The organism is Natronocella acetinitrilica, from assembly GCF_024170285.1.
In the GTDB taxonomy this organism is placed as follows: Bacteria; Pseudomonadota; Gammaproteobacteria; order Nitrococcales; family Aquisalimonadaceae; genus Natronocella; species Natronocella acetinitrilica.
Genome location: NZ_JALJXV010000005.1, coordinates 167,493 through 191,217, shown reverse-complemented (window position 1 = coordinate 191,217; position 23,725 = coordinate 167,493). Strand labels below are relative to the sequence as shown.

27 protein-coding genes are annotated in these 23,725 nt (G+C 63.2%); 17 read left to right on the top strand and 10 right to left on the bottom strand.

What is annotated here, in order from left to right:
* The 3 genes from J2T57_RS11725 to J2T57_RS11715 all read right to left on the bottom strand — a co-directional run bounded on the left by J2T57_RS11725 (nt 1) and on the right by J2T57_RS11715 (nt 2,707).
* Nucleotides 1-1,305: an NCS2 family permease gene (locus J2T57_RS11725; protein WP_253478332.1), complete on the bottom strand. Its 1,305-nt coding sequence runs from the start codon at nt 1,303-1,305 to the stop codon at nt 1-3.
* Between the two features lie 331 nt (nt 1,306-1,636).
* Complete coding sequence (locus tag J2T57_RS11720) at nt 1,637-1,966, bottom strand: DUF3634 family protein (RefSeq protein ID WP_253478329.1); 330 nt, start codon at nt 1,964-1,966, stop codon at nt 1,637-1,639.
* 24 nt (nt 1,967-1,990) lie between these two features.
* Nucleotides 1,991-2,707 carry a ComF family protein gene (locus tag J2T57_RS11715; protein WP_253478326.1) on the bottom strand — a complete coding sequence of 239 codons (717 nt, stop codon included), beginning with the start codon at nt 2,705-2,707 and terminating at the stop codon, nt 1,991-1,993.
* A 144-nt stretch (nt 2,708-2,851) separates the two neighbouring features.
* Between J2T57_RS11715 and bioB the strand changes: the two genes are divergently transcribed.
* The 11 genes from bioB to J2T57_RS11665 all read left to right on the top strand — a co-directional run bounded on the left by bioB (nt 2,852) and on the right by J2T57_RS11665 (nt 12,463).
* Nucleotides 2,852-3,886 carry a biotin synthase BioB gene (gene bioB, locus J2T57_RS11710; RefSeq protein ID WP_253478323.1) on the top strand — a complete coding sequence of 345 codons (1,035 nt, stop codon included), beginning with the start codon at nt 2,852-2,854 and terminating at the stop codon, nt 3,884-3,886.
* Nucleotides 3,864-5,030 (top strand): 8-amino-7-oxononanoate synthase, encoded by a 1,167-nt coding sequence (gene bioF / locus J2T57_RS11705; protein ID WP_436262698.1) that lies wholly within the window; start codon nt 3,864-3,866, stop codon nt 5,028-5,030. Before bioB ends, bioF begins: the two co-directional genes overlap by 23 nt.
* On the top strand, nt 5,030-5,806 hold the full coding sequence (locus J2T57_RS11700; RefSeq protein ID WP_253478318.1) for an alpha/beta fold hydrolase: 777 nt from the start codon (nt 5,030-5,032) through the stop codon (nt 5,804-5,806). Before bioF ends, J2T57_RS11700 begins: the two co-directional genes overlap by 1 nt.
* Nucleotides 5,803-6,696: a malonyl-ACP O-methyltransferase BioC gene (gene bioC / locus J2T57_RS11695; RefSeq protein WP_253478315.1), complete on the top strand. Its 894-nt coding sequence runs from the start codon at nt 5,803-5,805 to the stop codon at nt 6,694-6,696. The genes J2T57_RS11700 and bioC overlap by 4 nt, the downstream gene beginning before the upstream one ends.
* On the top strand, nt 6,696-7,379 hold the full coding sequence (gene bioD, locus J2T57_RS11690; RefSeq protein ID WP_253478312.1) for a dethiobiotin synthase: 684 nt from the start codon (nt 6,696-6,698) through the stop codon (nt 7,377-7,379). The genes bioC and bioD overlap by 1 nt, the downstream gene beginning before the upstream one ends.
* 98 nt (nt 7,380-7,477) lie before the next feature.
* Nucleotides 7,478-7,975, top strand: a complete 498-nt coding sequence (locus J2T57_RS11685; RefSeq protein WP_253478309.1) for a DUF2244 domain-containing protein — start codon at nt 7,478-7,480, stop codon at nt 7,973-7,975.
* A 46-nt stretch (nt 7,976-8,021) separates the two neighbouring features.
* On the top strand, nt 8,022-9,218 hold the full coding sequence (coxB, locus tag J2T57_RS11680) for a cytochrome c oxidase subunit II (RefSeq protein ID WP_253478306.1): 1,197 nt from the start codon (nt 8,022-8,024) through the stop codon (nt 9,216-9,218).
* A 35-nt stretch (nt 9,219-9,253) separates the two neighbouring features.
* On the top strand, nt 9,254-10,837 hold the full coding sequence (ctaD, locus tag J2T57_RS11675; protein ID WP_253478303.1) for a cytochrome c oxidase subunit I: 1,584 nt from the start codon (nt 9,254-9,256) through the stop codon (nt 10,835-10,837).
* Between the two features lie 8 nt (nt 10,838-10,845).
* Nucleotides 10,846-10,968, top strand: a complete 123-nt coding sequence (locus J2T57_RS22235) for a hypothetical protein (protein WP_301289343.1) — start codon at nt 10,846-10,848, stop codon at nt 10,966-10,968.
* Complete coding sequence (locus tag J2T57_RS11670) at nt 10,965-11,546, top strand: cytochrome c oxidase assembly protein (RefSeq protein ID WP_253478300.1); 582 nt, start codon at nt 10,965-10,967, stop codon at nt 11,544-11,546. Before J2T57_RS22235 ends, J2T57_RS11670 begins: the two co-directional genes overlap by 4 nt.
* A 47-nt stretch (nt 11,547-11,593) precedes the next feature.
* Nucleotides 11,594-12,463, top strand: coding sequence for a cytochrome c oxidase subunit 3 (locus J2T57_RS11665; RefSeq protein ID WP_253478297.1), 870 nt, complete (start codon nt 11,594-11,596; stop codon nt 12,461-12,463).
* 100 nt (nt 12,464-12,563) lie between these two features.
* Here J2T57_RS11665 and J2T57_RS11660 read toward each other — a convergent pair whose 3' ends face one another.
* Entirely contained in the window at nt 12,564-12,785 is a 222-nt protein-coding gene (locus J2T57_RS11660; protein WP_253478295.1) for a twin transmembrane helix small protein, read from the bottom strand.
* 123 nt (nt 12,786-12,908) lie between these two features.
* On the opposite strand from J2T57_RS11660, the gene J2T57_RS11655 reads away from it, so the two are divergent.
* From J2T57_RS11655 to cyoE, 4 genes are read left to right on the top strand one after another with little or no spacing between them, the layout of a single operon-like run.
* Nucleotides 12,909-13,640 (top strand): SURF1 family protein, encoded by a 732-nt coding sequence (locus tag J2T57_RS11655; protein ID WP_253478292.1) that lies wholly within the window; start codon nt 12,909-12,911, stop codon nt 13,638-13,640.
* Nucleotide 13,641: 1 nt separating this feature from the next.
* On the top strand, nt 13,642-14,247 hold the full coding sequence (locus J2T57_RS11650) for a redox-active disulfide-containing membrane protein (protein WP_253478290.1): 606 nt from the start codon (nt 13,642-13,644) through the stop codon (nt 14,245-14,247).
* Between the two features lie 3 nt (nt 14,248-14,250).
* Nucleotides 14,251-15,294: a COX15/CtaA family protein gene (locus tag J2T57_RS11645; RefSeq protein WP_253478287.1), complete on the top strand. Its 1,044-nt coding sequence runs from the start codon at nt 14,251-14,253 to the stop codon at nt 15,292-15,294.
* Nucleotides 15,272-16,207: a heme o synthase gene (gene cyoE, locus J2T57_RS11640; protein ID WP_436262695.1), complete on the top strand. Its 936-nt coding sequence runs from the start codon at nt 15,272-15,274 to the stop codon at nt 16,205-16,207. The genes J2T57_RS11645 and cyoE overlap by 23 nt, the downstream gene beginning before the upstream one ends.
* A 77-nt stretch (nt 16,208-16,284) precedes the next feature.
* Here cyoE and J2T57_RS11635 read toward each other — a convergent pair whose 3' ends face one another.
* The 4 genes from J2T57_RS11635 to J2T57_RS11620 form a co-directional block, all read right to left on the bottom strand.
* Nucleotides 16,285-16,953, bottom strand: a complete 669-nt coding sequence (locus tag J2T57_RS11635) for a YiaD family glycine zipper/OmpA-like lipoprotein (RefSeq protein ID WP_253478281.1) — start codon at nt 16,951-16,953, stop codon at nt 16,285-16,287.
* A 4-nt stretch (nt 16,954-16,957) separates the two neighbouring features.
* Nucleotides 16,958-18,175, bottom strand: a complete 1,218-nt coding sequence (fabB, locus tag J2T57_RS11630) for a beta-ketoacyl-ACP synthase I (RefSeq protein ID WP_253478278.1) — start codon at nt 18,173-18,175, stop codon at nt 16,958-16,960.
* A 101-nt stretch (nt 18,176-18,276) separates the two neighbouring features.
* Complete coding sequence (gene fabA, locus J2T57_RS11625; RefSeq protein WP_253478730.1) at nt 18,277-18,795, bottom strand: 3-hydroxyacyl-[acyl-carrier-protein] dehydratase FabA; 519 nt, start codon at nt 18,793-18,795, stop codon at nt 18,277-18,279.
* Nucleotides 18,796-19,036: 241 nt separating this feature from the next.
* A complete protein-coding gene (locus J2T57_RS11620) occupies nt 19,037-19,435 on the bottom strand; it encodes a DUF4168 domain-containing protein (RefSeq protein ID WP_253478275.1) in 399 nt (132 codons plus the stop codon).
* Between the two features lie 248 nt (nt 19,436-19,683).
* On the opposite strand from J2T57_RS11620, the gene J2T57_RS11615 reads away from it, so the two are divergent.
* Both J2T57_RS11615 and J2T57_RS11610 read left to right on the top strand, forming a co-directional pair.
* Nucleotides 19,684-21,174, top strand: a complete 1,491-nt coding sequence (locus tag J2T57_RS11615) for a sensor histidine kinase (protein ID WP_253478272.1) — start codon at nt 19,684-19,686, stop codon at nt 21,172-21,174.
* The gene (locus J2T57_RS11610) at nt 21,143-22,549 is read left to right on the top strand and encodes a sigma-54-dependent transcriptional regulator (protein ID WP_253478270.1); all 1,407 of its coding nucleotides are present in this window, start codon (nt 21,143-21,145) and stop codon (nt 22,547-22,549) included. The genes J2T57_RS11615 and J2T57_RS11610 overlap by 32 nt, the downstream gene beginning before the upstream one ends.
* Here the strand turns inward: J2T57_RS11610 and J2T57_RS11605 are convergent.
* Nucleotides 22,546-23,154 (bottom strand): DUF938 domain-containing protein, encoded by a 609-nt coding sequence (locus J2T57_RS11605; protein ID WP_253478268.1) that lies wholly within the window; start codon nt 23,152-23,154, stop codon nt 22,546-22,548. The genes J2T57_RS11610 and J2T57_RS11605 overlap by 4 nt on opposite strands.
* Nucleotides 23,151-23,618: a YcgN family cysteine cluster protein gene (locus tag J2T57_RS11600; RefSeq protein WP_253478727.1), complete on the bottom strand. Its 468-nt coding sequence runs from the start codon at nt 23,616-23,618 to the stop codon at nt 23,151-23,153. The genes J2T57_RS11605 and J2T57_RS11600 overlap by 4 nt, the downstream gene beginning before the upstream one ends.
* Nucleotides 23,619-23,725: the final 107 nt, after the last annotated feature.

The following is a 23,725-nucleotide window of genomic DNA, read 5'->3' as shown; positions in this document are numbered from 1 at the left end:
CTAACGCCCCCAGATGAAATAGACGATGAATACCACAAACATCGCGTACATCAGCGGGTGGACCTCCCGCGCCTTGCCCTTGAAGACCATGGTCAGCGGGTAGAGGACGAAGCCTAGGGCGATGCCATTGGCGATGCTGAAGGTCAATGGCATGGCGATCACCGTGACAAACGCGGGAATGGCGAATTCGGGTGCCTTCCAGTCGATGTTTGCAAGTGCCGACGCCATGAGTACACCGACGATGATCAGCGCTGGTGACGTCAGCTCCGGATGCTCCAGGAAGATTTGCAACAACGGCGAGAAGAACAGGCTTACCAGGAATAGAGCCGCGACGACCACCGACGTGAATCCGGTTCGCCCCCCGGCGCCGACGCCGGCTGCTGATTCGATGTACGAAGTGGTGGTCGAGGTGCCGAGAACAGCCCCGATAACCGTGGCGGAGGAATCGGCGCCCAACGCGCGACTTGCCCGCGGCAGTTTGTTGTCCTTGAGGAAACCGCCCTGGTGCGCCACGGCCATCAGGGTGCCGGCGGTATCGAAGAAATCCACGAACAGGAAAGTGAATACCACCACCCACAGTGTCGGTGAGAGCAGGATGTCCGGCAGGTGGATGATGGCCTGGCCAAAGGTGGGCGCGAGGCTCGGCACTGCAGAGACCACGGCGTCCGGGGCGCCCACCACGCCGATGATGATGCCGCCCACCGTGGTGACCACCATGCCGTAGAAAATCGCGCCCTTGAAGCCACGTACCAGGAAGAATGCGGTAATGAGCAAGCCGGCGATGGCAATGGCCGGCCCGGCTGCACCCAGGTTGCCGAGAGTGACGAGGGTGGGTTCGTAGCCTTCGACGATTCCTGCGTTCTTGAGGCCGATGAATGCGATGAACAGGCCGATGCCCGCGCCCGCCGCCATCTTCAGCTGCAGCGGTATGGCGTTGATGATGGTCTCGCGGACCCGGGTGACGGTCAGGATAAGGAAGATGATGCCCGAAACCAGCACCCCGGCGAGGGCCGTCTCCCAGGGCACGCCCATGCCCAGGACCACGGTGTAGGCGAAGAAGGCGTTGAGTCCCATGCCGGGTGCCAGTGCGATGGGATAGTTGGCCCACAGCCCCATGATCAGGCAGCCCGCGGCGGCGGACAGCGCAGTGGCCACGAACACGGCGCCGGGATCCATGCCGGCGTCGGCGAGTATGAAGGCGTTGACGAAGAGGATGTAGGCCATCGCCAGGAAGGTCGTTGCCCCGGCAATGATTTCCTGACGAAGTGATGTGCCCTGTTCCGTAAAGCCGAAGAATTTATCCATCAACTGCCCCTTGAAAGCATCGTCCGTTGTCTGTTTACCGGTGGGTCCCTGTCGGCATTTTTGCGCAGTTTGCACCGTTCCGGGGCGTCTGCGCAAAGCTGATGCACCAGGCTGGACCGAGCCACCCGCCCAAGTCTCCGATAGTTGCGAGTCGTACGGGTGTATCCACTTTCGGCGCCGGGGGGTTATGCAGGATCGGGACCAGTGCCGCAGCGCGGCTTCAGTGCAGGGGTGGTGTACGTGCAAGGGGCGCTGCTGCCAGCAACTTGGCGACCACCGCTGCTGCCAGTATTGCGCACGCCGGGCTGGCAGCCGGATGGTGTGAAAACGGCTACCCGCTGGCCCGGGCTCCGCCGCCGCCACCGCCGCCGGGTGGCGGCGTCCAGACGTTCCGGAATGCCTGGTGCGTGTGGGCGGGGATCTCACTTGAGAAGCGCAGCTGCGTGCCGGCGCCAGTGCGCACGCCCTTGATACGCCCCTGCGCCACACCCCGCATGCGCGCAACATCCTCGCAGGCGTTGACAAATCCAGGTGGAGGTCGACCGCGGAGCGTGGTGATCCGCCCCCCGTCGATGCGCAGTACGAAAACCACCCGTGCATGGATGATGATCGCGGCAAATACCGCTGCAGTGACAAGCAGAAGAATCACGGTCAGTACCAAGCCTTGCCTCCCTCGGGATTACGGTCAGTCGGTCTCGCGCGGGGTGCGGCACACAGCCCAGATCTCGATACGCGCCGCGCCCGCCTCGAGCAGCGCTCCGGCTATCGCCCTGGCGGTGGCCGTGCTCGTGACGACATCGTCGATCACGGCGATACGCCGCCCCGCGACCATGCCCGTCACGTTGAATGCCTGGCGCATGTTCGCCTTGCGGGCCTCTCGGGGCAAGGCGCTCTGCGCTGCGGTCGCGCGGCAACGATGCACAACACCGGGCGCTGGCTGCAGACCGGTCTGGCGTGCCAGGGGGCGGGCGAGTTCCATGGCCTGGTTATAGCCGCGCTCCTGAAGCCTGGAGCGATGCAGTGGCATCGGGATCAGGCAGTCAATATCCGTGGCCGCGTTTTGTACTGCCCAGGTCAGCAGTTGACCGAGCAGGCGCCCGGCAGCCAGGTCACCATGAAATTTCAGTGCCTGGATCAGGTGGTCGAGTGGTGGGCCGTACACCCAGGGTGCGCGAATCAGATCATACGGGGCATGTTCTTTCTGGCAGCGTCCACAGGGCGTGCAGGGAGCGGATGCCGGTTCCGCACAAATCGGGCAGGCCTGCAGGTTCCAGGGCAGGTCGTGGTAGCAGGCCGGGCAGATGTCCGCACCGACGCCGGGATCACCGCAGAGCCGGCATCGGGGTGGGAAACAGGTGTCCAGCGAACGCTCCAGCGCATTGTAAACTTTTTCTATAAGCATTTTGTTGACAGTCCCTGTCGGCGGGTTACCATTCTCCTGATTCATCCAGTATTGCCATGCATGCTTGCCGGGTTTTCCGCCTTCGCAAGAGCGGGCCAATGGCTCCCCGGCGAGCCCAAGAACACCAGCAACGGAATCCCCATTATGCCGATCAATGACGATGACGTACGCCATGACTGGTGTGTTGATGAGGTCCAGGCGCTTTTCGACCTGCCCTTCATGGATCTGCTGTTCCGCGCCCAGACTATCCATCGCCGTCATCATGCCGCCAATACGGTGCAGGTCAGCACTCTCTTGTCCATCAAGACCGGCGCCTGCCCGGAGGACTGCAAGTACTGTCCTCAGAGCGTGCGCTACACCACTGGCCTCGAGCCGGAGCCGTTGATGGACCGAGAGTCCGTGGTGGCGGCCGCTCGCGCCGCCCGCGAGGCTGGCGCCACGCGGTTCTGCATGGGTGCCGCCTGGCGCAGCCCCCGGGGCCGTGACCTGGAGCGGGTGGCCGCCATGATTCGCGAGGTCAAGGAGCTGGGGCTGGAAACCTGCGCCACGCTGGGAATGCTGGATGACGATCAGGCCGAAGAACTGCGCGAGGCGGGGCTTGATTACTACAACCATAATCTGGATACCTCCGAGTCGTTCTACGACGAAATCATCACCACGCGGTCCTATCAGCAGCGGCTCGATACCCTGGACTCGGTTCGCGCGGCGGGCATGAAGGTCTGTTGCGGTGGCATTCTGGGCATGGGGGAAACAGTGGAGGATCGCGCGGCCATGCTGCGTACCCTGGCGAACCTCCCGGCGCACCCTGAGAGCGTGCCGATCAACCAGTTGGTGCGGGTGCCCGGGACGCCGCTGGCGGATGCCGCGTCCCTCGATCCTCTCGACTTCGTGCGCACCGTCGCCGTCGCCCGCATTCTCATGCCGGTCTCCCATGTCCGCCTGTCTGCCGGGCGTGCCCATATGAGTGACGAACTGCAGACGCTGTGCTTTCTGGCTGGCGCCAACAGCATTTTCCATGGCGAGCGTTTGCTGACCACCGGCAACCCGGATACGGCGGCGGACAACGCACTGTTCCAGCGTTTGGGTTTGCGCCCGGAAACGGCGTGTGAGCAGGGCCGTGGGGAACGGCCTGCCGCCGCCGCCCCGTTGAGCGTGGATCGTGTGGGACATCGGCACTGAACTGACCGCCATCCGCGCGGCCGATCTCCATCGCCAACGCCGGGTCTACCAGGCCGACGGGCCGGTGCACATGGTGGACGCAAGCGGGCGGCGGCTGCTCAATTTCTGCGGCAACGACTATCTCGGGCTGGCCAACGATCCAAGGCTGGGTCGTGTGCTGCGGGATTGGTCCGGACCCACTGGCAGCGGTAGCGCCGACCTGGTGACCGGTCATCGCTACGCCCACGAGGCGCTGTCCGAGGCATTGTCCGACTGGCTGCAGCGGGACCGGACCCTACTTTTCTCCACCGGCTACATGGCCAACCTCGGCGTGATCGCCGGCCTCACTCGTCGTGGTGACCTGGTGCTGCAGGACCGCCTCAACCACGCCTCCCTGATCGATGGCGGATTGCTCTCCGGCGCGCGTTGCCGACGCTATCGGCATAGGGACGTCGACCATTTGCAGCGTTGCCTGGACAGGCCGTATCGAAGGCGCCTGGTTGCCACCGACGGCGTGTTCAGCATGGATGGGGATGTCGCGCCGTTGGCGGAGATCGCAGCCGTCACGGCGCAAACCGGCGCCGCCTTGCTGGTGGATGACGCCCACGGCCTTGGTGTGATTGGGTCGCAGGGGCGCGGCAGCCTGGCGGATGCCGGGCTGGACCAGTTCCAGGTCCCGCTGCTGGTCGGCACCTTTGGCAAGGCTTTCGGCACTTACGGTGCGTTCGTGTCCGGCCCGGCTGAGTGGATCGAACTGCTGGAACAGAAAGCGCGGACTGCGATCTACACCACGGCTTCACCGCCTGTGCTCTCCGCGGCGACCCTGGCGGCGCTGGATCTGGTCCGCACGGAGGGTTGGCGACGGGAGCGACTGGCTGCGCTTATCCGCCGCTTTCGGGTCGGTGCCTCACAGCTGGGGTTGTCCCTGGGTGATTCCGGTACCGCCATCCAGCCCGTTATCATCGGTGAAGCGGGGGCGGCACTCGCCGCCAGTCGACGGCTTGAAGTCGCCGGCATTCTGGTTGCGGCAATCCGGCCACCCACGGTGCCCGCCGGAAGTGCGAGACTAAGGATCACGCTCAGCGCAGCGCATGCGGATGAACACCTGGACCGTCTGCTGGATGCCCTGGATGATCCGGAGCTTCGTGATAGCGGGAGGAATTGATGCACGTAACGGCATATGGTCGCGGAATCGACCTCGTGCTGCTCCACGGGTGGGGCACCCATGGCGGCGTCATGGCGGAGCTGGCCTGCGCACTGGGCGCGTACGGCCGAGTCCACGTACCCGACCTGCCCGGTCATGGTCATGGCAGTGCTACTTTCGCCTTCGAGGCAAACACTGTGGTGGCGGAGCTTCAGGCCAGCCTGCCGGCGGGGGCGGTCTGGATCGGCTGGTCACTCGGGGCCTTGCTGGCAGCCATGGCCGTCGGTCCAGCCCGGGCCCGGGGCCTGGTCATGATGGCTGGCCTGCCCCGTTTTCTGCGGGCTGCCGACTGGCCGGGTGGTGCCGACCCCGGGGCGTTCGCGCCTGTTCGCCATGCACTGCAGGACTCGCCCAGGGCTGGGCTCGACGCGCTGTTGCGGTTGCTGTCCGTGCCGGGTGCTGCCGGTCGTCGAGTCCGCAGACTGGTGCAGGAGCAACTGTCAGCGCGCCCCCTTGCCTGCGCTGATACGCTCATCGGGGCCCTTGATGTGCTTGAGCAGGCGGATGCACGTGACTGTCTGCGTGCATTTCATGGGCCGGCGCTATTCCTTGGTGGTGACAGCGACCCGCTGGTTCTGCCCCGGGGGCTGAAGGATAGCGCCACGCTGGTTGCCGACAGCCACATCGGGATTATTACCGGAGCCGGCCATGCCCCTTTTCTTTCCCATCCGGAGCAGGTGATGGAGTTTGTGCATGGCCATATTGATCGCTGCCACCAGCAAGAGCCTCTGCCATGACGGCTGCCGATGAGACATGGCTGGACAAGGCCGCCTTGCGTCGCTCCTTCGATGCGGCCGCGGCGACCTACGATGAGGCGGCCGTGCTGCAACGGGAGGTGGGGGAGCGCTTGCAGGAACGGCTGCAACTCATCCGCCTTGCACCGAGTACTGTTGTGGACCTGGGGGCTGGAACCGGGCTCGGCGTCCAGCGCTTGCGCGAGCGCTACCGGCGGGCCCGGGTGCTGGCGCTGGACCTCTCTGCAGCGATGTTGCGACGGGCCGTGCGGCACGGCACCTGGTTGCGTCCGGTGCCGGCTGTCTGTGCTGATGCCGAGTGCCTGCCACTGGCGGATGCCAGCGTTGACATGGTGTTCTCCAACCTCACCTTGCAGTGGTGCGAAAGGCCAGAGCGCGTCTTTGCCGAATGTCGTCGCGTACTGCGGCCCGGCGGCCTGCTGATGTTCTCCACCCTGGGGCCGGATACCTTGCGGGAGCTGCGGGCAAGCTGGGCGGCCGCGGATGACGACGTCCACGTCAGTCCGTTTCTGGACATGCACGACCTGGGCGACATGTTGGTGGGCGAGGGGTTCGCCGACCCGGTCATGGACATGGAAACCCTGACGCTGACCTACACCGGGGTTGGCGATCTCATGCGGGATCTCAAGGCCATCGGAGCCCGCAATCTGCACCGGCAGCGAACCCGGGGCATGACTGGCCGCCGCCGGCTGCAGCGGATGATGCAGGCTTACGAGCAGTTCCGTGATCCGGAGGGTCGCCTGCCCGCCACCTGGGAGGTGGTCTACGGCCACGCCTGGGCCGGTCAAGAGGTTAATCAGCGTCGTGACGAAGGTGGCGCAGTTTCCGTGTCCCTGGAGGCCATGCGCCGCACCCTTCGAGGCGGGGGCTGATGCGGGGCTGGTTCGTCACCGGGACGGACACAGGCGTCGGCAAGACGGTGGTGGCGGTCTCTCTGCTCCATGCGCTTCGTCAGTCGGGAATTCCTGCCATCGGTGTCAAGCCGGTGGCAGCCGGCTGCATGCACACCGCTGGCGGCTGGCGCAACGACGACGCTCTTGCTCTTCAAGCCGCATCGGCGCGAGCCATTGCCTACAGCGACGTCAACCCGGTTGCGCTACCGGCTCCGGCGTCACCGCACCTGGCGGCCGCAGAGGCTGGCATCGAGATCGATTGCTCCCGGCTGATTCGTCATGTGCAGGGTCTCGCGACAGCAGACGAGTGTCTGGTGGTGGAAGGGGCAGGAGGCTGGCGGGTTCCTTTGTCGTCCGGCCATACCATGGCCAATCTGGCCGCTGGCCTGGGTCTGCCCGTGGTGTTGGTGGTTGCCATCCGGCTTGGCTGTCTGAACCATGCCGTGCTGAGCAGCGAGGCCATCGTCGGTGACGGCCTGCGTCTGGCCGGTTGGGTAGCGGTTCAGACCGAGGCCGATGTGCCGCGCCTGGACGAGCAGATAGCCACCCTGGATGCCCGTCTGCCGGGTCCACGGTTCGGAACCATTCCCTGGCAAGGGCTGTCGTTCAGTGGAGACGCGTGCAACCGGCTTGATGTTTCCGTGTTACTCGCTGGCGGTTGAAAAGGGGCGGTGCAGGGTTTTCTCCGGATGGCATCTCCACTAGAATGGGCCCGCGATTTTGCGTCCGTCCTGCGGGCGGGCCGAGGTGACGCATGGCGATGACCGAGTCCACCGCGGCGGAGCGGTGCTTCGTACTGCGGCCGGACAATGGACTCTACTGGCGCACGACGCTCAGGGTGTATCTGTTCCTTGCCGCAGTGTGCCTGACCGTGGCCATCGGCTTTACCGTGGCTGGCTTCTGGCCCGTACTGCCCTTCGCCGGCCTGGAGTTGGCACTGCTTGGTGCAGCGCTCTATGTCACGGCCCGCCGCGGGCGCTATCGGGAAGTTGTTCGGATCAGCGGGCAGTTTGTATCCATTGAGAAGGGATACGTCGGGCCCAGCCAGCATTGGCAGTTCGAACGTGTGTGGACAGAAGTCTTGCTTCAGCCGTCCCGGCGGCGGTTGCACCCGGCGAGACTGCTGATCCGCTCTGGAGCGGTATACGTTGAATTGGGCTCTTTTCTCACGGAAGAGGATCGTGCCTCGTTGGCCCGGCAGCTAGAAGCCGCCATCGGCCCCATGGCGTCCGGCGGGAGTGTTGCCTCCCGTGCCTGATGTTTCCGACGACAAGCCGCCAAACTCAGTTGGGAGTGCGCGTGGAATGAAAAACAACCTGTTGCGAATCCTGGCCACCGCCGGGGGGGTCGGGCTGATGCTCTTCGTCACCGCCGCGTCGGCGGCAACGGCGCCCGAGTCGGATTGGCGGCGCCCTTGGGGGCTGAACCTGCCGCAGGGCGTGACCGAGATCAGTCAGGAGGTCTACAGCCTCCATATGCTGGTTTTCTGGATCGTCTGCGTCATCGGGATCGCTGTTTTCGCAGGCATTTTCTATTCCATCTGGAAATTCCGTAAATCCCAGGGTGCGGTTCCCGCCAAATGGCACCACAGCACAACCGTCGAGGTGGTGTGGACTGTCATTCCCTTCCTGATCCTGCTCTTCATCGCCGTGCCGGCGACCCAGACCATGATCAAGATTGACGATACCAGCGACTATGACATGACCATTCAGGTCACTGGTTATCAGTGGATGTGGGGCTACGACTACCTGGATGAGGACATCAGCTTCCTCAGCCGGCTGGACCGTGACAGTGATCGCGCACGGCAGCGCAACCCGGACATCCGTCCGCGGGACGTTGAGCACTACCTGATTGATGTGGACAACCCGCTGGTTGTGCCCACGAATACCCGAATCCGTTTCCTGATCACGGCCAACGACGTCATCCACGCCTGGTGGGTGCCTGAGCTGGGCTGGAAAAAAGATGCCATCCCCGGCTTCATCAACGAGGCATGGGCCGAAATTCAGGAGCCCGGCACCTACCGTGGTCAATGCGCCGAACTCTGCGGCCGCGATCATGGCTTCATGCCGGTGGTGGTGGTTGCCCTGGAGCAGGAAGACTACGACGCCTGGGTGGAAGAGCAGCGCGCTGAGAACGGCGTGGTTGAAGCCGCCGACGACGAAGAACTCGGCGATGTTGAGACTGCTGCCCTGGAAGACATGGATGAAGACGAACTGATGCAGGTTGGGCGGCAGGTCTACGACAACCAGTGCATTGCCTGTCATCAGGCGGAAGGGCAGGGCATGGGTTCCTTCCCGGCCCTGGCCGGCAATGACCGGGTCATGGAAGACGCCGAATGGGTCACTGATGTGCTGGTGAACGGGGTTCGGGGCACGGCCATGGCCGCCTACGGCCCCCGGCTTGACGACGCCGAGCTTGCCGGCGTGCTGACCTACATACGCAATGCCTGGGGCAACGAAGCGGACGCCATTCAGCCCGCGGATGTGCGCGACGCAAGATAAACGTGGTAGCCATTGCCAGAACGAGGTAGACGCCAATGAGTTCGACGACTCACGACACGCACCACGACGATCACCACCACGGGCCGCCGCCGGGGATCACCCGTTGGCTGTTCACTACGAACCACAAGGACCTGGGCGTCCTCTACATGGTCTTTGCCCTGATCATGTTCTTCGTGGGTGGTGGTATGGCGATGGTGATCCGGGCCGAGCTGTTTCAGCCCGGGCTGAATCTGGTTGATCCGCATTTCTTCAACCAGATGACCACCATGCACGCCCTGGTGATGATTTTCGGTGCGGTCATGCCGGCATTCACTGGTCTGGCCAACTGGCTGATTCCGGTGCAGATCGGTGCGCCCGATATGGCGCTGCCCCGGGTCAACAACTGGGCGTTCTGGCTGCTGCCGGCGGGCTTTGTCCTGCTGCTGCTGACCCTGTTCCTGCCGGGTGGCGGCCCAGCCGGCGGTTGGACCATGTATCCGCCGCTGGTATTGCAGTTGGGTGATGCCTTTCCGTTCCTGATCTTCGCGGTGCACATTCTTGGTATCTCGTCGATCATGGGGTCGATCAACATCGTTGCCACGATCCTCAACATGCGCGCGCCTGGCATGACCCTGATGAAGATGCCGCTCTTCGTCTGGGCCTGGCTGATTACCGCATTTCTCATCGTGGCGGTGATGCCGGTGCTGGCAGGTGCGGTGACCATGCTGCTCACCGATCAGTACTTCGGGACCAGTTTCTTCAACGCTGCTGGTGGCGGCGATCCGGTGATGTTCCAGCACATCTTCTGGTTCTTCGGGCATCCCGAGGTCTACATCCTGATTCTTCCGGCCTTCGGTATCGTGTCGGCGATCATTCCGACCTTCGCCCGCAAGCCGCTGTTCGGCTACAGTTCCATGGTGTATGCCACCGCGAGCATCGCGTTCCTCAGCTTCATCGTCTGGGGTCACCACATGTTCTCGGTGGGCATGCCCATCTCCGGTCAGCTGTTCTTCATGTATGCCACCATGCTGGTGGCGGTTCCCACGGGCGTGAAGATTTTCAACTGGATGGCCACCATGTGGCAGGGGTCCATGACCTTCGAGACGCCGATGCTGTTCGCCATCGCCTTCGTGATCCTGTTCACGGTGGGTGGTCTGTCCGGCGTCATGCTGGCGCTGGCCCCGGTGGATCTCCAGTACCACGACACCTACTTCGTGGTGGCGCATTTCCACTACGTGCTGGTGTCGGGTGCCATCTTCTCCATCATGGCGGCGGTCTACTTCTGGCTGCCCAAGTGGACCGGCAACATGTATGACGAGCGCCTCGGGAAGTGGCACTTCTGGCTGTCCGCCATCACGGTGAACATCCTGTTCTTTCCGCAGCACTTCCTCGGGCTCGCCGGCATGCCGCGTCGTATCCCGGACTATGCCTTGCAGTTCGCCGAGTTCAACATGATCTCGTCCATCGGTGGCTTTGCTTTCGGCCTGTCACAGCTGATCTTCCTCTGGGTGATCATCAAGTGTGTCCGTGGTGGAGAGAAGGCCAGCGATCAGGTCTGGGAAGGTGCTCAGGGTCTGGAGTGGACGCTGCCCTCGCCGGCGCCCTACCACACCTTTGAACAACCGCCAGTGGTGAAGTAGGGGGTGCATTGGAGCAGTCTCCTGATCCCAACGATCGGCACAGGCGGCGGCGGGTCTACGTGACCGCCGCCGTACTGGGCGCAGTAGCCTTCGGGCTTTATCTGACCTTCATCGGGATGCAGATGCTATGAGTGAGAGCAGGGCCAATCACACGCGCGTAGTCAGTCGCATGCTGCTTCTGGTGGTGGGCATGTTCGCTTTCGGCTTTGCCATGGTGCCCATCTACGAGAAGTTCTGCGAGGTAACCGGCTTCAACGGTTTCGTGTCCACCCAGGCGGCGGAGGGGCCTGCGGGTGCCGGTAATGTGGATCGCACGGTAACCGTCGAATTCGTGTCCAGCGTCAATCAGCGGCATCCATGGACGTTCCGGGCCGAAGAGTCCCGCATGGAAGTGCAGCCGGGTGAGCTTTACACGGCCTACTTCAAGGTGGAGAACGCACGCGGCGGGGCAGGCGTGACTCAGATTGTTCCCAGTGTCGCGCCGGGAACGGCAGGACGCCATTTCAAGAAGACCGAATGCTTCTGTTTTACCGAGCAACGCTTCGATGAGGGGGAGACGCGGCGAATGCCGGTCACCTTCTTCATCGATCCGGCGCTGCCGGATCGCACCACGACCGTCACCCTGTCGTATACCTTGTTCGACATATCCGCAGGGGATGAACCCGAATTCGACGAAAACGATGCCAGCCTGCACGTCGGGGCACGCTGATCAGAGAATCTGCAGGCCGGCTCGGGGCCGTAACGAGGAAAAGTCACATGAGTCAATCAGAACAACAGGCGTACTACGTCCCCCACGATAGCCGTTGGCCGGTATTTGGGGTGCCGGGCATGGTGTTGCTCGCCGCCGGCTTCTCGGGGTACCTGAACGGCGCTGGCTGGGGCATGCCGCTGATGGTGGTCGGTGCCATCATCACGTTGATCATGACGGTGATGTGGTTTCGAGATGTGATCCACGAGAGCGTCGCCGGCAAATACAACACTCAGGTGGATATTTCCTTCCGTCAGGGGATGGCCTGGTTCATCTTCTCGGAGGTCATGTTCTTCGGCGCGTTCTTTGGCGCGCTGTTCTACGCCCGTGTGTTCTCGATTCCGTGGCTTGGCGGTGAAGACCCTGCAACCAGCCGCTTCCTCTGGGATTCGGTTACCTTGAGCTGGCCTACCGCCGGACCGGGGGAGATGTTCCGTGCCCTGGAGTTCACCCCCATGGGCGCCTGGGCCCTGCCCACTATCAATACCCTCATCCTGCTGACCTCGGGTGTGACGCTGACCATCGCGCACCACGCGATCAAGGAAAATCATCGCAAGAAAGTGATCTGGGGTCTGGCCGCGACCGTCGCGCTGGGTGCGTTGTTCATGTCGGTGCAGATCTACGAGTACATCTACGCCTACACCGACCTCAACCTGCGGCTTGACACTGGCATCTACGGTTCGGTGTTCTTCATGCTGACCGGTTTCCACGGTGTCCATGTGACCATCGGCGCCATTGCCCTGCTGGTTATCCTGTTCCGCGTCATCCGTGGACACTTCACGCCGGATAACCACTTCGGCTTCGAAGCAGCGGCGTGGTATTGGCACTTTGTCGACGTGGTGTGGCTGCTGCTCTACGTGGTGGTGTACCTGCTCTGACATCAGCCGCGGCGGCCGGGAACTTTCCGGTCGCTTTCCCGTCCGATAACGGGGCCGGTCAACCGGCCCCGTGTTCTGTCCGCAGCCACTCGCCACAGACTCAGCGAGGTCCGTAGGGGTTGTTCGGCTGAATCACGCCGGAGAACACCAGCGCGATCAGAATCAGGAACAGCAGCACCGAGAGAGTGATACGCACGGTCAGGGCGCGGACCACGCGGCGTGAATCGCTCTGGTCGCGAATCAGGAAGAAAGCGCCGGACGCCAGGCTTGCGACGATGGCGATGAGGAACAGCACGATCAGAATTTTGCTCAGAATAGTCATGGATAATTGCCGTCGGTGATCCGATTCCGGGAATGCGGCAAAACGCCGCGTTGAGCTTGGCGGGGCGATGCGCGCTCAGTATGCCCCGATTGGCCGCTGACGCAATCCGTGACAGGAGAAGGCATGCCCGGCTTCCGCTTCAGGCCACGAGTGATACCGACACTGGCCACGCTGGTTACGTTCCCCATCCTGTTGTCGCTGGGTTTCTGGCAACTGGATCGGGCCCAGCAGAAAGAAGCGAGTCTCGCCGCATTCGATGCGCGGGGAGAGCGGGCGCCGATTTCCTTGAACGCAAGCGTACCCGATCCGGTGGACGACCTGTTCCGCGAAGCTGATGCCCGCGGTGTACTGGACGCCGACCATCAGCTCCTGCTGGACAACCAGGTCTATCGGCAGGAAGCCGGATACCACGTGCTGACACCGCTGCTTCTGGAGGGCGGCGACGCTGCCATTCTCGTCGATCGGGGCTGGGTTCCCACCGGGCGCAGTCGGAGAGACCTGCCGGACTTGCCGATCAGCGGCGCTCCGACGGCGTTACGCGGCCACCTGGATCACGGACCGCCAACGGGCATTCGCCTGGGTGGGATTGCGGATGGCGAATCGGGCTGGCCGCTACGCATCCAGTTCATCGACTACGACGAACTGTCCACGCGGCTCGGTTACGAGTTGCTGCCCATGGTTCTGCGCATGGATGCCAGCTTGCCAGGTGGATTTGTCCGGCAATGGCGACCTGATCACCCGTCAGGTTTCGGGCCGGAACGCAATCGCGGCTACGCGGTGCAATGGTTTGCGCTGGCCGCCGCCTTGCTGGTGATTTTTATCGTGGTCAACCTCACTCGTATCGGGAAAGACTGACATGAGCAGCAAGCCCTCGAAGTGGAACGGCCGAATGGCGCTGATTCTCCTGCTGGCGTGTTTCTTCGTCCCTGCGGCGATTGCCTGGACCCTGTTTTTCACTGGCTGGACGCCGACATCCACCAGCAACCACGGCACCCTGGTGGAGCCACCGCACAGGCTTGACGTCGAGTTGCTGGACGCCAGTGGCAACAACGTGTCGGCCTCGGCCCTGCGTGGCCGATGGAGCATGCTGGTCGTCAATGACGGCGAGTGCGATGCCGCCTGTCTTGAGCGCATCGCGGCCCTGCAGCAGGTCCGGATCGCGTTGGCCCAGAATCAGGACCGGGCACGCATCGTACTGATTCTGCCCGAAGGTGCGAACGCGCCATCAGGCCTCGCCACCGGCGGCCAGGATTCCGTGGCCCTGTACTGGGCCCGCGAACCCATGCTGCCGGACGCGGCCCATGACGGCCTGTCCACCTCGTTGGTGGATACGCGGGGCTACCGGATGATGCGCTACGACGAACCGTTTCAACCCTACGGCATGCTGCAGGACATGAAAAAGTTGCTGCGGCTCTCGAATATTGATCTTGAACGCCTGCAAGGCTTATCGGAGGACGCCTGATCCATGACTGGGAAAGGGTTTTTCCGGCTGTCGGTATCGACGGTCGGGCTGACGTTGATCGTCATCCTGCTTGGCGCCTGGGTGCGCCTGGAAGATGCCGGGCTCGGATGCCCTGACTGGCCAGGGTGCTACGGCATGCTCCTTGGCGTGCCGCAGACCGAGCAGGCCGTTCAACTCGCCAATCAGGCCTATCCGGAAAGGCCGGTCCATATCGGCAAGGCCTGGAAGGAGATGATCCATCGCTACGCGGCGGGGATCCTCGGCCTGGTGGTCTTCGCCATGGCCATCATGGCCGTGCGTAACCGCCGGGATCCGGCCCAGCCCTTGCGTCTGCCGCTGTTCCTCGGCCTGCTCATCGTCATGCAGTCGATCCTCGGCATGTGGACGGTGACCTGGCAGTTGAAACCGCTGGTGGTCACCCTGCATCTGCTTGGTGGCATGACCACAATATCCCTGTTGTGGTGGCTTACGATCCGGCAAGGACGCTTCCTGCGACCGCCGCCGACTAGCGCAGTGGCGGAGCGATTACGCCCCTGGGTACTGGCTGTCCTGGCTCTGGTGGGTGTTCAGATCGCCCTGGGCGGGTGGGTCAGCACCAACTACGCCGCCCTGGCATGTACCGACTTCCCGTTGTGCCATGGGCGGCTGGTGCCCGAAGCCGACTACAGCGAAGCCTTCGTGTTGTGGCGGGGGCTGGGTGTCGATTACGAATTCGGCATACTCGATCATCCCGCCCGTGTGGCCATTCACTTCACGCACAGGATCGGCGCACTGATCATCGCCGCTGCGGTGCTGGCACTCGCCATCGCAGTGTGGATGCGCCTTGGTTTCCAGGCCCTGGCGGGGCGGATCGCCGTGGCCATGGTGGCGCTGCTGGGTGTTCAGTGGCTGCTCGGAATCGGCAACGTGGTGTACAGCCTGCCCCTGGCAATGGCCGTCGCCCACAACGGGGGCGCCGCACTTCTGCTGTTGAGCGTGCTGACGCTCTATCATACCCTGCGTCCTCTGCCTGCTGCGGTCGCCAATGGGGTGCGTGGTAGTGGCTGAATTCGTCGACGCGGTGGAGGCACGGGTGAGCGCGACTTGGCGCGACTATTACGAATTGACCAAGCCCAAGGTGGTGGCACTGCTGGTGTTTACCGCCATCGTGGGCATGGTGCTCGCCGCGCCGCCTGCCCAGGTCCCCTGGAACGCGTTGATCTTCGGGTCGATCGGCATTGCGCTGGCGTCAGCTGCGGCGGCTGCCATCAACCAGATGGTAGATCGCCAGGTGGACGCGCGCATGGCGCGTACAAGCGGTAGACCGCTGCCCCAGGGAGTCATTGATACACCGCATGCTGTGGTTTTTGCGGGTGGAATTGGCCTGCTCGGGCTGGGCATGCTCTGGTGGCTGGTCAACCCGCTGACCGCCTGGCTGACCTTCCTGTCTCTTATTGGCTATGCCTTCATCTACACGCTCTACCTCAAGCGAGCGACTCCGCAAAACATCGTGATAGGTGGTGCGGCAGGCGCGGCACCGCCGGTACTCGGCTGGACTGCGGTGACCAACTCCATTGATCCCCATGCCTTGCTGCTCTTTCTCATCATCTTTGTCTGGACCCCGCCGCATTTCTGGGCCCTGGCGATTCACAGGCGGGAGGAATATGCGGAGGTCAACATACCCATGTTGCCGGTGACCCATGGCGTCGTGTTCACCCAGGTGCAGATATTGCTCTACACGGTGTTGTTGGTCGCAGTCAGCTTGCTGCCATTTGCCCTGCAAATGGCAGGGATGATGTATCTGGTGGGAGTGATGGCACTGAACGCGGGATTCCTCTACTACGCCATCAAGCTGCGCTGGTCGGCGGATGCGTCGATTCCCATGAAGGCTTTTGGCTATTCCATTACCTATCTCATGGGCGTGTTCGGCTTGTTGCTACTGGATCACTACCTGCCACTAGTGCAGTTGCTCTGGAGTTGAAGGCAGGCAACTCGAAAGTTTCCGATCGACGAAAAAGGCTCGCAAATGCGAGCCTTTTTCGTCGACCGCGTTGGTTGCTACTGACGCAAAGGCACTAGCGTTAATTCGACACGGCGATTGGCTTGGCGTCCGGCCTCGGTGCTGTTGTCGGCAATCGGGTAATCCTGGCCGAAACCGGCGGCCGCAATACGCCGGGAATCCACGCCGCGATTCTGCAGATAACGCGCCACGGTATCGGCCCGGCGCTCTGAGAGGCGCTGGTTGTAGGCCGCGGACCCGGTGCTGTCGGTATGCCCGGCCGCTTCGATCAGCGTCTGGTCGAACTCGTTAACCACCAGGGCCACGGAATCCAGCACCTCGAAGAAATCGGAGCGCAGATCCGCGCTGTCGAAGCCGAAGGTCACGTTACCCGGCATGTTGAGAATGATGTCATCGCCCTGGCGGGTAACGCTGACGCCGGTACCACGCAACTGGTCGCGGAGCCTGGCTTCCTGACGGTCCATGTAGCCACCAACCGCGGCACCGGAAAGCCCGCCGACGCCGGCACCGATCAATGCACGGTTACGTCGCTCGCGACTGTTGGAGCCGGTGACCCCACCGATCACCGCACCGGCAACGGCTCCAATGGCCGCTCCATAGGTGGCGCGGGAGGTCCTTTCCTCGCCGGTGTATGGATCGGTGGTGGTACAGGCGGCGAGAACGACAGTGGCAGCCAGGGTGAATACCGCGGTACGGACAAACGGCATGTCATCAATCCTCGTAGCGTTCAAAAATCAATGTGGCGTTGGTGCCGCCGAAGCCGAAGCTGTTGGACATAACCGCGTTCAGGGTGACGTTATCCATGCGCTCGCGCACCACAGGCATGCCGGCCGCCTCGTCGTCCAGTTGTTCGATGTTTGCCGAAGCGGCGATTAATCCCTCTTCCATCATCAACAGGCTATAGATGGCCTCCTGTACGCCGGCGGCGCCAAGCGAGTGACCGCTGAGTGACTTGGTCGAGTTGATGTATGGTGCTTGCTCTCCGAACACGGTGCGCAGCGCCCCCAGCTCGGTGATGTCGCCGACGGGTGTGCTGGTGCCGTGGGCATTGACGTAATCGACGGGGCGACGCGCTGTCGCCAGGGCCTGCTGCATGCATCGGACTGCGCCTTCACCGGATGGCGCAACCATGTCGTGACCGTCGGACGTGGCACCGTAGCCGGTGACTTCCGCCAGTATGCGGGCACCGCGGGCAAGGGCATGTTCCAGCTCTTCGACCACCACCATGCCGCCGCCGCCGGCGATGACAAAGCCGTCCCGACCGGCGTCGTACGCGCGTGAGGCCTGCTCAGGCGTATCATTCCGCTTCGATGACAGCGCACCCATGGCGTCGAACAGCATGGTCAGCGTCCAGTGCTCCTCTTCGCCACCACCGGCGAAGACCACGTCCTGCTTGCCAAGCTGTATCTGTTCCACCGCATTGCCGATGCAGTGTGCACTGGTGGCGCAGGCGGAGCTGATGGAATAGTTGATGCCCTTGATGCGGAACGGGGTTGCGAGGCAGGCCGATACTGTGCTGCTCATCACCCGCGGCACCTGGTACGGACCAACCCGCTTGACGCCGCGCTCTCGCAGGATATCTACGGAGTTGATCAGGTTTTCGGTGGACGCCCCACCGGAGCCGGCGATCAGCCCCGTGCGGGGGTTGGAGACCTGTTCCGGTGTCAGCCCGGCATCGGCGATGGCGTCTTCCATGGCGACGTAGGCGTAGGCTGCCGCATTGCCCATGAAGCGGCGCTGTTTGCGATCGATGCGGCCTTCGATATCAAGGTCGACCACACCAGCCACCTGGCTGCGAAGACCAAGGTCCGCGTAGGCCTGCTTGAAGCGGATGCCTGATCGCCCGTGACGCAGACTGTCGATGACCGACGCCCGGTCGGTGCCCAGGCACGACGTAATGCCGAGCCCCGTTATAACTACCCGTCTCATGGTTTTATCACTCCAGATCGCTCCGGATCAGCCTTCACCTATTGCCTGTGAGAGGCGGCGACGCCCCCCGGCGCAGCGGCATGACTATCGGCAGCGGAACCCTAACCCTGCATGGCCTCGGGCGAATGGAACAGACCAACGCGAAGATCCTTGGCGCGGTAGATGACGGTGCCGTCCACGTCCAGTTCTGCATCCGCTATGCCCATGACCAGCTTGCGCATGATGACACGCTTCATGTCGATTCGGTATGTCACCAGTTTGGCATCGGGCAGCACCTGTCCGGTGAACTTCACCTCACCGGCACCCAGTGCCCGCCCTCGTCCCTGGCCGCCTTTCCATCCCAGGAAAAAGCCCACGAGCTGCCACATTGCATCCAGGCCGAGACAACCAGGCATCACCGGATCATTCTGGAAATGACAGTCGAAAAACCACAGGCCGGGGTGGATATCCAGTTCAGCCAGAATCTCACCCTTGCCGTGTGCGCCGCCCTGATCATTGATCGTGGTGATGCGATCGAGCATCAGCATGTTGGGCTTGGGCAACTGTGGGTTGCCCGGGCCAAACAAGCGCCCTTCCGCGCAGGCCAGTAGATCCTCATAGGCGAAGCTGCTGTGGTTCATGCAATAGTGCGGATTGCTCGACATCGGTCTCCTCGGTGCGGGTAGGGCCGCTCCGGCCCGCGTGGCGCCCACGACTTACGGCCACGGTTTATTAGCTCATGGCTACACGAGGGGGAGTGTACGGGATCAATCCGCCGGGATCGAGCGTATCGGCATGGTACAAAAAGAAAAGCCCCACCGCGCGGGTGGGGCAAGGGTACCTCCTGGAGGGCAAACGGAGGAACGATGAAAAGCCTGTTACTTACTGACGCGACTCGATCATGGAGACGACTTCCTGACGCATCTCCGGGTCGCGCTCCAGGGCGGCGGCGATGGCCGAGTATTCCTGGACCTCGAGTCCGCTGTCCTGAATGGCCTGGACCATTTCGTCGTTGGCTTCCTGCTGCAGATCCTGAGCCTGCTCGGTGGACTCAACCTCCTGCAAGAGCTGCGAGTACTCATTGTGAATCTCGCCAACTTCAACGTAGGCGTCAGCGAACTGTTCCAGCTGGGCGCTTTCGAACTCTTCACCCTGCTCTTCCATGATGGCCCGTTCGGACTCGTCCATCCCGTCGTCGGTGGACTGTGCCATGGCCAGGGGCGAGAGCAGCAACCCGGACAACAGGGGAACGAGAGCGGCACGCGTGCTGAACTTCTTCATTGGTTCACCTCATCCTTTGGTCATGTGTGACTATTCGCCAGGAGTCTTTGCAGAAGGCATGCCATTTGCTGCCTTAACCGGGTCAGACGGCGGCCGAATCGATGTCAGGGCGCACCATTGAGCCATTCTCGTGAACACGGCCTGCCCAGGGGGTGTCGCCGGTTCATCCGCCCGACAGCCGATTTCTGGTGTGCCAGAATGACACATGAGACACACAGCTACAGAGGTTTGACCTGTTGCGCAATCGTTTGAGTCTTCGCTGGGTACTCATTTTCCAGGTTCTGGCGCCACTGCTGGCCGCGATGCTCGTGTTCACTTTCATCGGGCTGCGCACCCTGGAAGTGGCCCTGGAGAAACGGCTGCAGGAGGATGTGGAGCTGGTGGCCCGGGCGGTACGGCTGCCCATCAGCCACAGCCTGGAGCGCGGCCAGCAGGCCGATGTGCGGCAGGCGCTGGAGTCGGTGTTCCGCATCGGGCGTGTCTACGGGGCCTATGTGTACGACACGGAGGGTGACCTGGTTGCGGCGGTTGGTGCGGTCAATCCGGCACCGCGTACCCGGGATGTGGCGCGCATGGCTGCCGAAGGCGAGCGCCAGGGCGCCTACCAGCAGATCCAGGGCCAGGAGGTGTACTCGTATTTCCTGCCACTGTCTGACAGCGGCGGTCGCATCAGCGGCCTGTTGCAGGTAACCCGGCGAGGCAGTGATTTCCAGAACCTGGTGTCCTCCCTGCGCTGGCAGGCCGGCTTGGTCATCCTGCTGGCCGGCGGCTTGATGAGCCTGATGGTGCTGGTCGGTCATCGTCGTGCCATCGGGCGCCATTTCGAGGTTCTTATAGGCAACATGGCCCGAGTCGAGGCGGGGGACCGGAAGCATCGCGCCGACGAGGATGGCCCGCTGGAGATACGCCGCCTGACCCGGGCCCTGAACACCATGCTGGATGCGGTGGATCAGGCGCAGCGTGAGGTGGCCGAGCGTCGCGAGGCGCAAGGGCGACTTGAGGAGCAGCTTCGTCAGGCCGAGAAGCTCGCCGCCATCGGACGGCTGGCCTCTGGTGTGGCCCATGAATTGGGTACCCCGTTGAGCGTTATCGACGGCAAGGCCCAGCGGGGCCTGCGCCGCAGCGACGTCGATGATGACCGCGCCGCGACATTGAAACAGATCCGTGGGGAAGTGGCGCGGATGGAGCACATCGTGCGTCAACTCCTGGAGTTCGGCCGAGCCCGCAACAGGAACCTGCGTGACACCACATTGGGCGTTCTGGTGGCGGCAGCGGCCGGCGCGCTGGAGCCGCTTTTCAACGAACACGACGCCGTGCTCGATCTGCGCCCGCCATTGCCCGACCCACCGGTCCTCGCCGATCCCGTCCGCCTGGAGCAGGTGCTGGTGAACCTGCTGCGCAATGCCATTCAGGCCGGCGCACGAAACCTGCGGGTGGAGTGGGAACCGGACGGCGAGGACGGTGTGCTGCTGCAGGTGCATGACGACGGGCCGGGTGTGTCCGAGCAGGATCGTCCGCGCTTGTTCGAGCCGTTTTTCACCACCAAGTCGGTGGGTGAAGGCACCGGTCTGGGTCTGTCCGTGGTCCATGGCATCGTTCAGGAGCACGGCGGCGAGATTCGTGTCATCGACAGCGAGACCCTGGGCGGTGCCTGTTTCTTAATCAATCTGCCACTGCATGCGGCGGATGCTGGCCAAGAGGAGCGCCATGAGCAGCAAGGCGAAAAGCAGACAAGCTGAGCAGGTTCTATTGGTGGAGGATGATCGCGGTCTGCGCGAATTGTTGACCGATGAGTTACGTGACGCGGGTGTTCAGGTCACGGCGGTTGAAAGCGCCGAGGCCGCACTGGACGCAACGAGCAAGTTCGCCCCCGCGCTTATCATCAGCGATCTGCGTCTGCCCGGGCGTGACGGGTTTGACCTGTTGCAGGAGGTCCGGGCCATGCAGGATAGCCCGGCATTTTTGATCATTACCGGATTCGGCACCATTTCACAGGCAGTGGAGGCCTTGAAGCAGGGTGCCGACGAGTTCCTGACCAAGCCGCTGGACCTCGAGCATTTCATGTTGTGTGTGAATCGCCTGCTTGAGACGCGCCGCCTCCGCGGCGAAGTCCAGCGCTACCGAGGCCTTGTCAGCGAGGATCACTTTCACGGGCTGGTGGGGCAGAGCCGCAGCATGCAGAGCCTGTACGACCAGATTCGCCAACTCGGCCAGGCCGTGGGGCCTGTCCTGGTGATTGGCGAGAGCGGAACCGGCAAGGAGCTGGTGGCGCGGGCAGTGCACGATGAGTCCCATCGCGCCTCTGGTCCGTTCCAGGCGGTGAACTGCGCCGGGGTTCCGGCAGAGTTGCTGGAGAGCGAGTTCTTCGGCCACGAGGCGGGCGCCTTTACAGGCGCGGTGAAGGCGCACAAGGGGCTATTCGATCAGGCCAACGGCGGCACGCTGTTCCTCGACGAACTCGGCGAGATGCCCCTGGCCCTGCAGGCCAAGCTGTTGCGGGTGCTGCAGGATGGCGTCATCCGCCCGGTGGGGGGCAGCAAGGAGCACACCGTGGATGTGCGCATCGTTGCCGCGACCAATCGCAACCTGGAAGAGCGCATTGAAGCCGGTGAATTCCGCGAGGACCTGTTCTATCGCCTGGAGACGTTCACACTGCGGGTGCCGCCGCTGCGGGAGCGGGGTGAAGACCTGGAATTGCTGGCGGCGCTGTTCCTCACCCGCTTCGCCATGCAGATGGAGCGCGACATCCAGGGTTTCTCCGGCGATGCCCTTGCCACCTTGAAGAACTACGCCTTTCCCGGCAACGTCCGCGAGCTGCAGAATGCCGTCGAGCGCGCCGTGACGTTCTGCCAGGGCGACACCATCAACGTGGAACATCTGCCAATGCGGATTCGCGGCGGTGAGCGGCGGGGCATACCCGCCGAGGCCGTGGACCAGGTGATGCGACAGGTGTCGGACGGCCCGATGCTGCCCACGCTGGCGGAGCTGGAGCACCGTTATATCCGCTACGTGCTGGATCAGGTGGGTGGCAACAAGCGACGGGCAGCCGCCATGCTGGATGTGAGTCGCCGGACGCTCTATCGGAAGCTGGATGAGGAGAGCGGCACCGTCTAACGACTGGTCCGCTCCCAGACCAGGATCTGGTTATTGGCCGGCAATGGGCAGGCACGCTTGAAGCGCAGGCCCACCTGGTCTGCCAGCTGCTGCAGGTCCTCACGATGGCGGATGCCGCTCGCCGGGTCCCTTGCCCTGATTAGCTGGTCGAAGCGGGCATTGCTGTCGCTGGTGGGCTTGCCGTTCTCGTGAAACGGCCCGTACAGGCAGAAGCGTCCGCCGTCGGCGAGCACCCGGGAGGTGCCGGCGAACATGGCCTCGACGCCGTCCCAGCCCATGATGTGCGCGGTATTGGCCGAATACACCCATTGCGCCCGGCTCACCGGCCAGGGGTGGTCGAGAACATCCAGCGCCACCGGTGCCAGGGCGTTGGGCAGCGCCGCGTCCTCTATCCAGGCCTGGATGCCGTCGAGATACTCGACACGGTCGGAGGGCAACCAGACAAGGTGCGGCAGTGCGGCGGCGAAGTAGACCGCGTGCTGCCCCGTTCCGCCGCCGATTTCAAGCACGGTGCCGGCGCCATCGAACTCCTCGCGGAGCACCGAGAGGATCGGGTCCCGGTTGCGCTCGCAGGCCTCGGACCAGGGTTTGGGCTGCCTGTTCATTGGTCCGGAACATCCTCCCCGGGCCAGTCGGTGATGCGCTCATCCACCATCGCCGGGTGGACGTGCTGCTCCAGGATGACACGGCCCCGCACCGATGCACCGGCGGCATGAACGGTATCGCGGCTACCGGAGACGAGCGGGTGCCACCAGGCCAGCCCGCGGCCCTCCTCGATGCGGCGATAGGCGCAACTTTGCGGCAACCAGGGCAGGCTGCGCACCAGTTCGGGCGTCAGCTGCAGGCAGTCGGGTACGCGGCGCGTGCGGTTTGCATAGTCGCCGCAGCGGCAGCTGTCGCAATCAAACAGGAAGCAGACGATATCGGTGTAAGCGATCTCGCCGCTGTCCTCGTCCTCGAGCTTGTGGACGCAGCAACGGCCGCAGCCGTCACACAGCGATTCCCACTCCTTGGCTGTCATTTCGTCGAGTTGCTTGGTTTCCCAGAAGGGACGTTCGCTGTCGTGCATGGCGGCTACCGCAGAGTGAGCTTCAGTGAGCACCATACCCCCACAGGCGGCGCGGGCAAACCGGTTCGTCACCACCTCGGGCCATCCTGTATAATCCGCCGATTTCC

Bases quoted from the DNA above. Each gene is read 5' to 3' on its own strand.
- J2T57_RS11725 (WP_253478332.1), bottom strand. From the start codon at position 1,305: ATGGATAAATTCTTCGGCTTTACGGAACAGGGCACATCACTTCGTCAG.
- J2T57_RS11715 (WP_253478326.1), bottom strand. From the start codon at position 2,707: ATGCTTATAGAAAAAGTTTACAATGCGCTGGAGCGTTCGCTGGACACC.
- bioB (WP_253478323.1), top strand. From the start codon at position 2,852: ATGCCGATCAATGACGATGACGTACGCCATGACTGGTGTGTTGATGAG.
- J2T57_RS11700 (WP_253478318.1), top strand. From the start codon at position 5,030: ATGCACGTAACGGCATATGGTCGCGGAATCGACCTCGTGCTGCTCCAC.
- bioC (WP_253478315.1), top strand. From the start codon at position 5,803: ATGACGGCTGCCGATGAGACATGGCTGGACAAGGCCGCCTTGCGTCGC.
- bioD (WP_253478312.1), top strand. From the start codon at position 6,696: ATGCGGGGCTGGTTCGTCACCGGGACGGACACAGGCGTCGGCAAGACG.
- J2T57_RS11685 (WP_253478309.1), top strand. From the start codon at position 7,478: ATGACCGAGTCCACCGCGGCGGAGCGGTGCTTCGTACTGCGGCCGGAC.
- coxB (WP_253478306.1), top strand. From the start codon at position 8,022: ATGAAAAACAACCTGTTGCGAATCCTGGCCACCGCCGGGGGGGTCGGG.
- ctaD (WP_253478303.1), top strand. From the start codon at position 9,254: ATGAGTTCGACGACTCACGACACGCACCACGACGATCACCACCACGGG.
- J2T57_RS11670 (WP_253478300.1), top strand. From the start codon at position 10,965: ATGAGTGAGAGCAGGGCCAATCACACGCGCGTAGTCAGTCGCATGCTG.
- J2T57_RS11665 (WP_253478297.1), top strand. From the start codon at position 11,594: ATGAGTCAATCAGAACAACAGGCGTACTACGTCCCCCACGATAGCCGT.
- J2T57_RS11660 (WP_253478295.1), bottom strand. From the start codon at position 12,785: ATGACTATTCTGAGCAAAATTCTGATCGTGCTGTTCCTCATCGCCATC.
- J2T57_RS11655 (WP_253478292.1), top strand. From the start codon at position 12,909: ATGCCCGGCTTCCGCTTCAGGCCACGAGTGATACCGACACTGGCCACG.
- J2T57_RS11650 (WP_253478290.1), top strand. From the start codon at position 13,642: ATGAGCAGCAAGCCCTCGAAGTGGAACGGCCGAATGGCGCTGATTCTC.
- J2T57_RS11645 (WP_253478287.1), top strand. From the start codon at position 14,251: ATGACTGGGAAAGGGTTTTTCCGGCTGTCGGTATCGACGGTCGGGCTG.
- cyoE (WP_436262695.1), top strand. From the start codon at position 15,272: ATGGGGTGCGTGGTAGTGGCTGAATTCGTCGACGCGGTGGAGGCACGG.
- J2T57_RS11635 (WP_253478281.1), bottom strand. From the start codon at position 16,953: ATGCCGTTTGTCCGTACCGCGGTATTCACCCTGGCTGCCACTGTCGTT.
- fabB (WP_253478278.1), bottom strand. From the start codon at position 18,175: ATGAGACGGGTAGTTATAACGGGGCTCGGCATTACGTCGTGCCTGGGC.
- fabA (WP_253478730.1), bottom strand. From the start codon at position 18,795: ATGAACCACAGCAGCTTCGCCTATGAGGATCTACTGGCCTGCGCGGAA.
- J2T57_RS11620 (WP_253478275.1), bottom strand. From the start codon at position 19,435: ATGAAGAAGTTCAGCACGCGTGCCGCTCTCGTTCCCCTGTTGTCCGGG.
- J2T57_RS11610 (WP_253478270.1), top strand. From the start codon at position 21,143: ATGAGCAGCAAGGCGAAAAGCAGACAAGCTGAGCAGGTTCTATTGGTG.
- J2T57_RS11605 (WP_253478268.1), bottom strand. From the start codon at position 23,154: ATGAACAGGCAGCCCAAACCCTGGTCCGAGGCCTGCGAGCGCAACCGG.
- J2T57_RS11600 (WP_253478727.1), bottom strand. From the start codon at position 23,618: ATGCACGACAGCGAACGTCCCTTCTGGGAAACCAAGCAACTCGACGAA.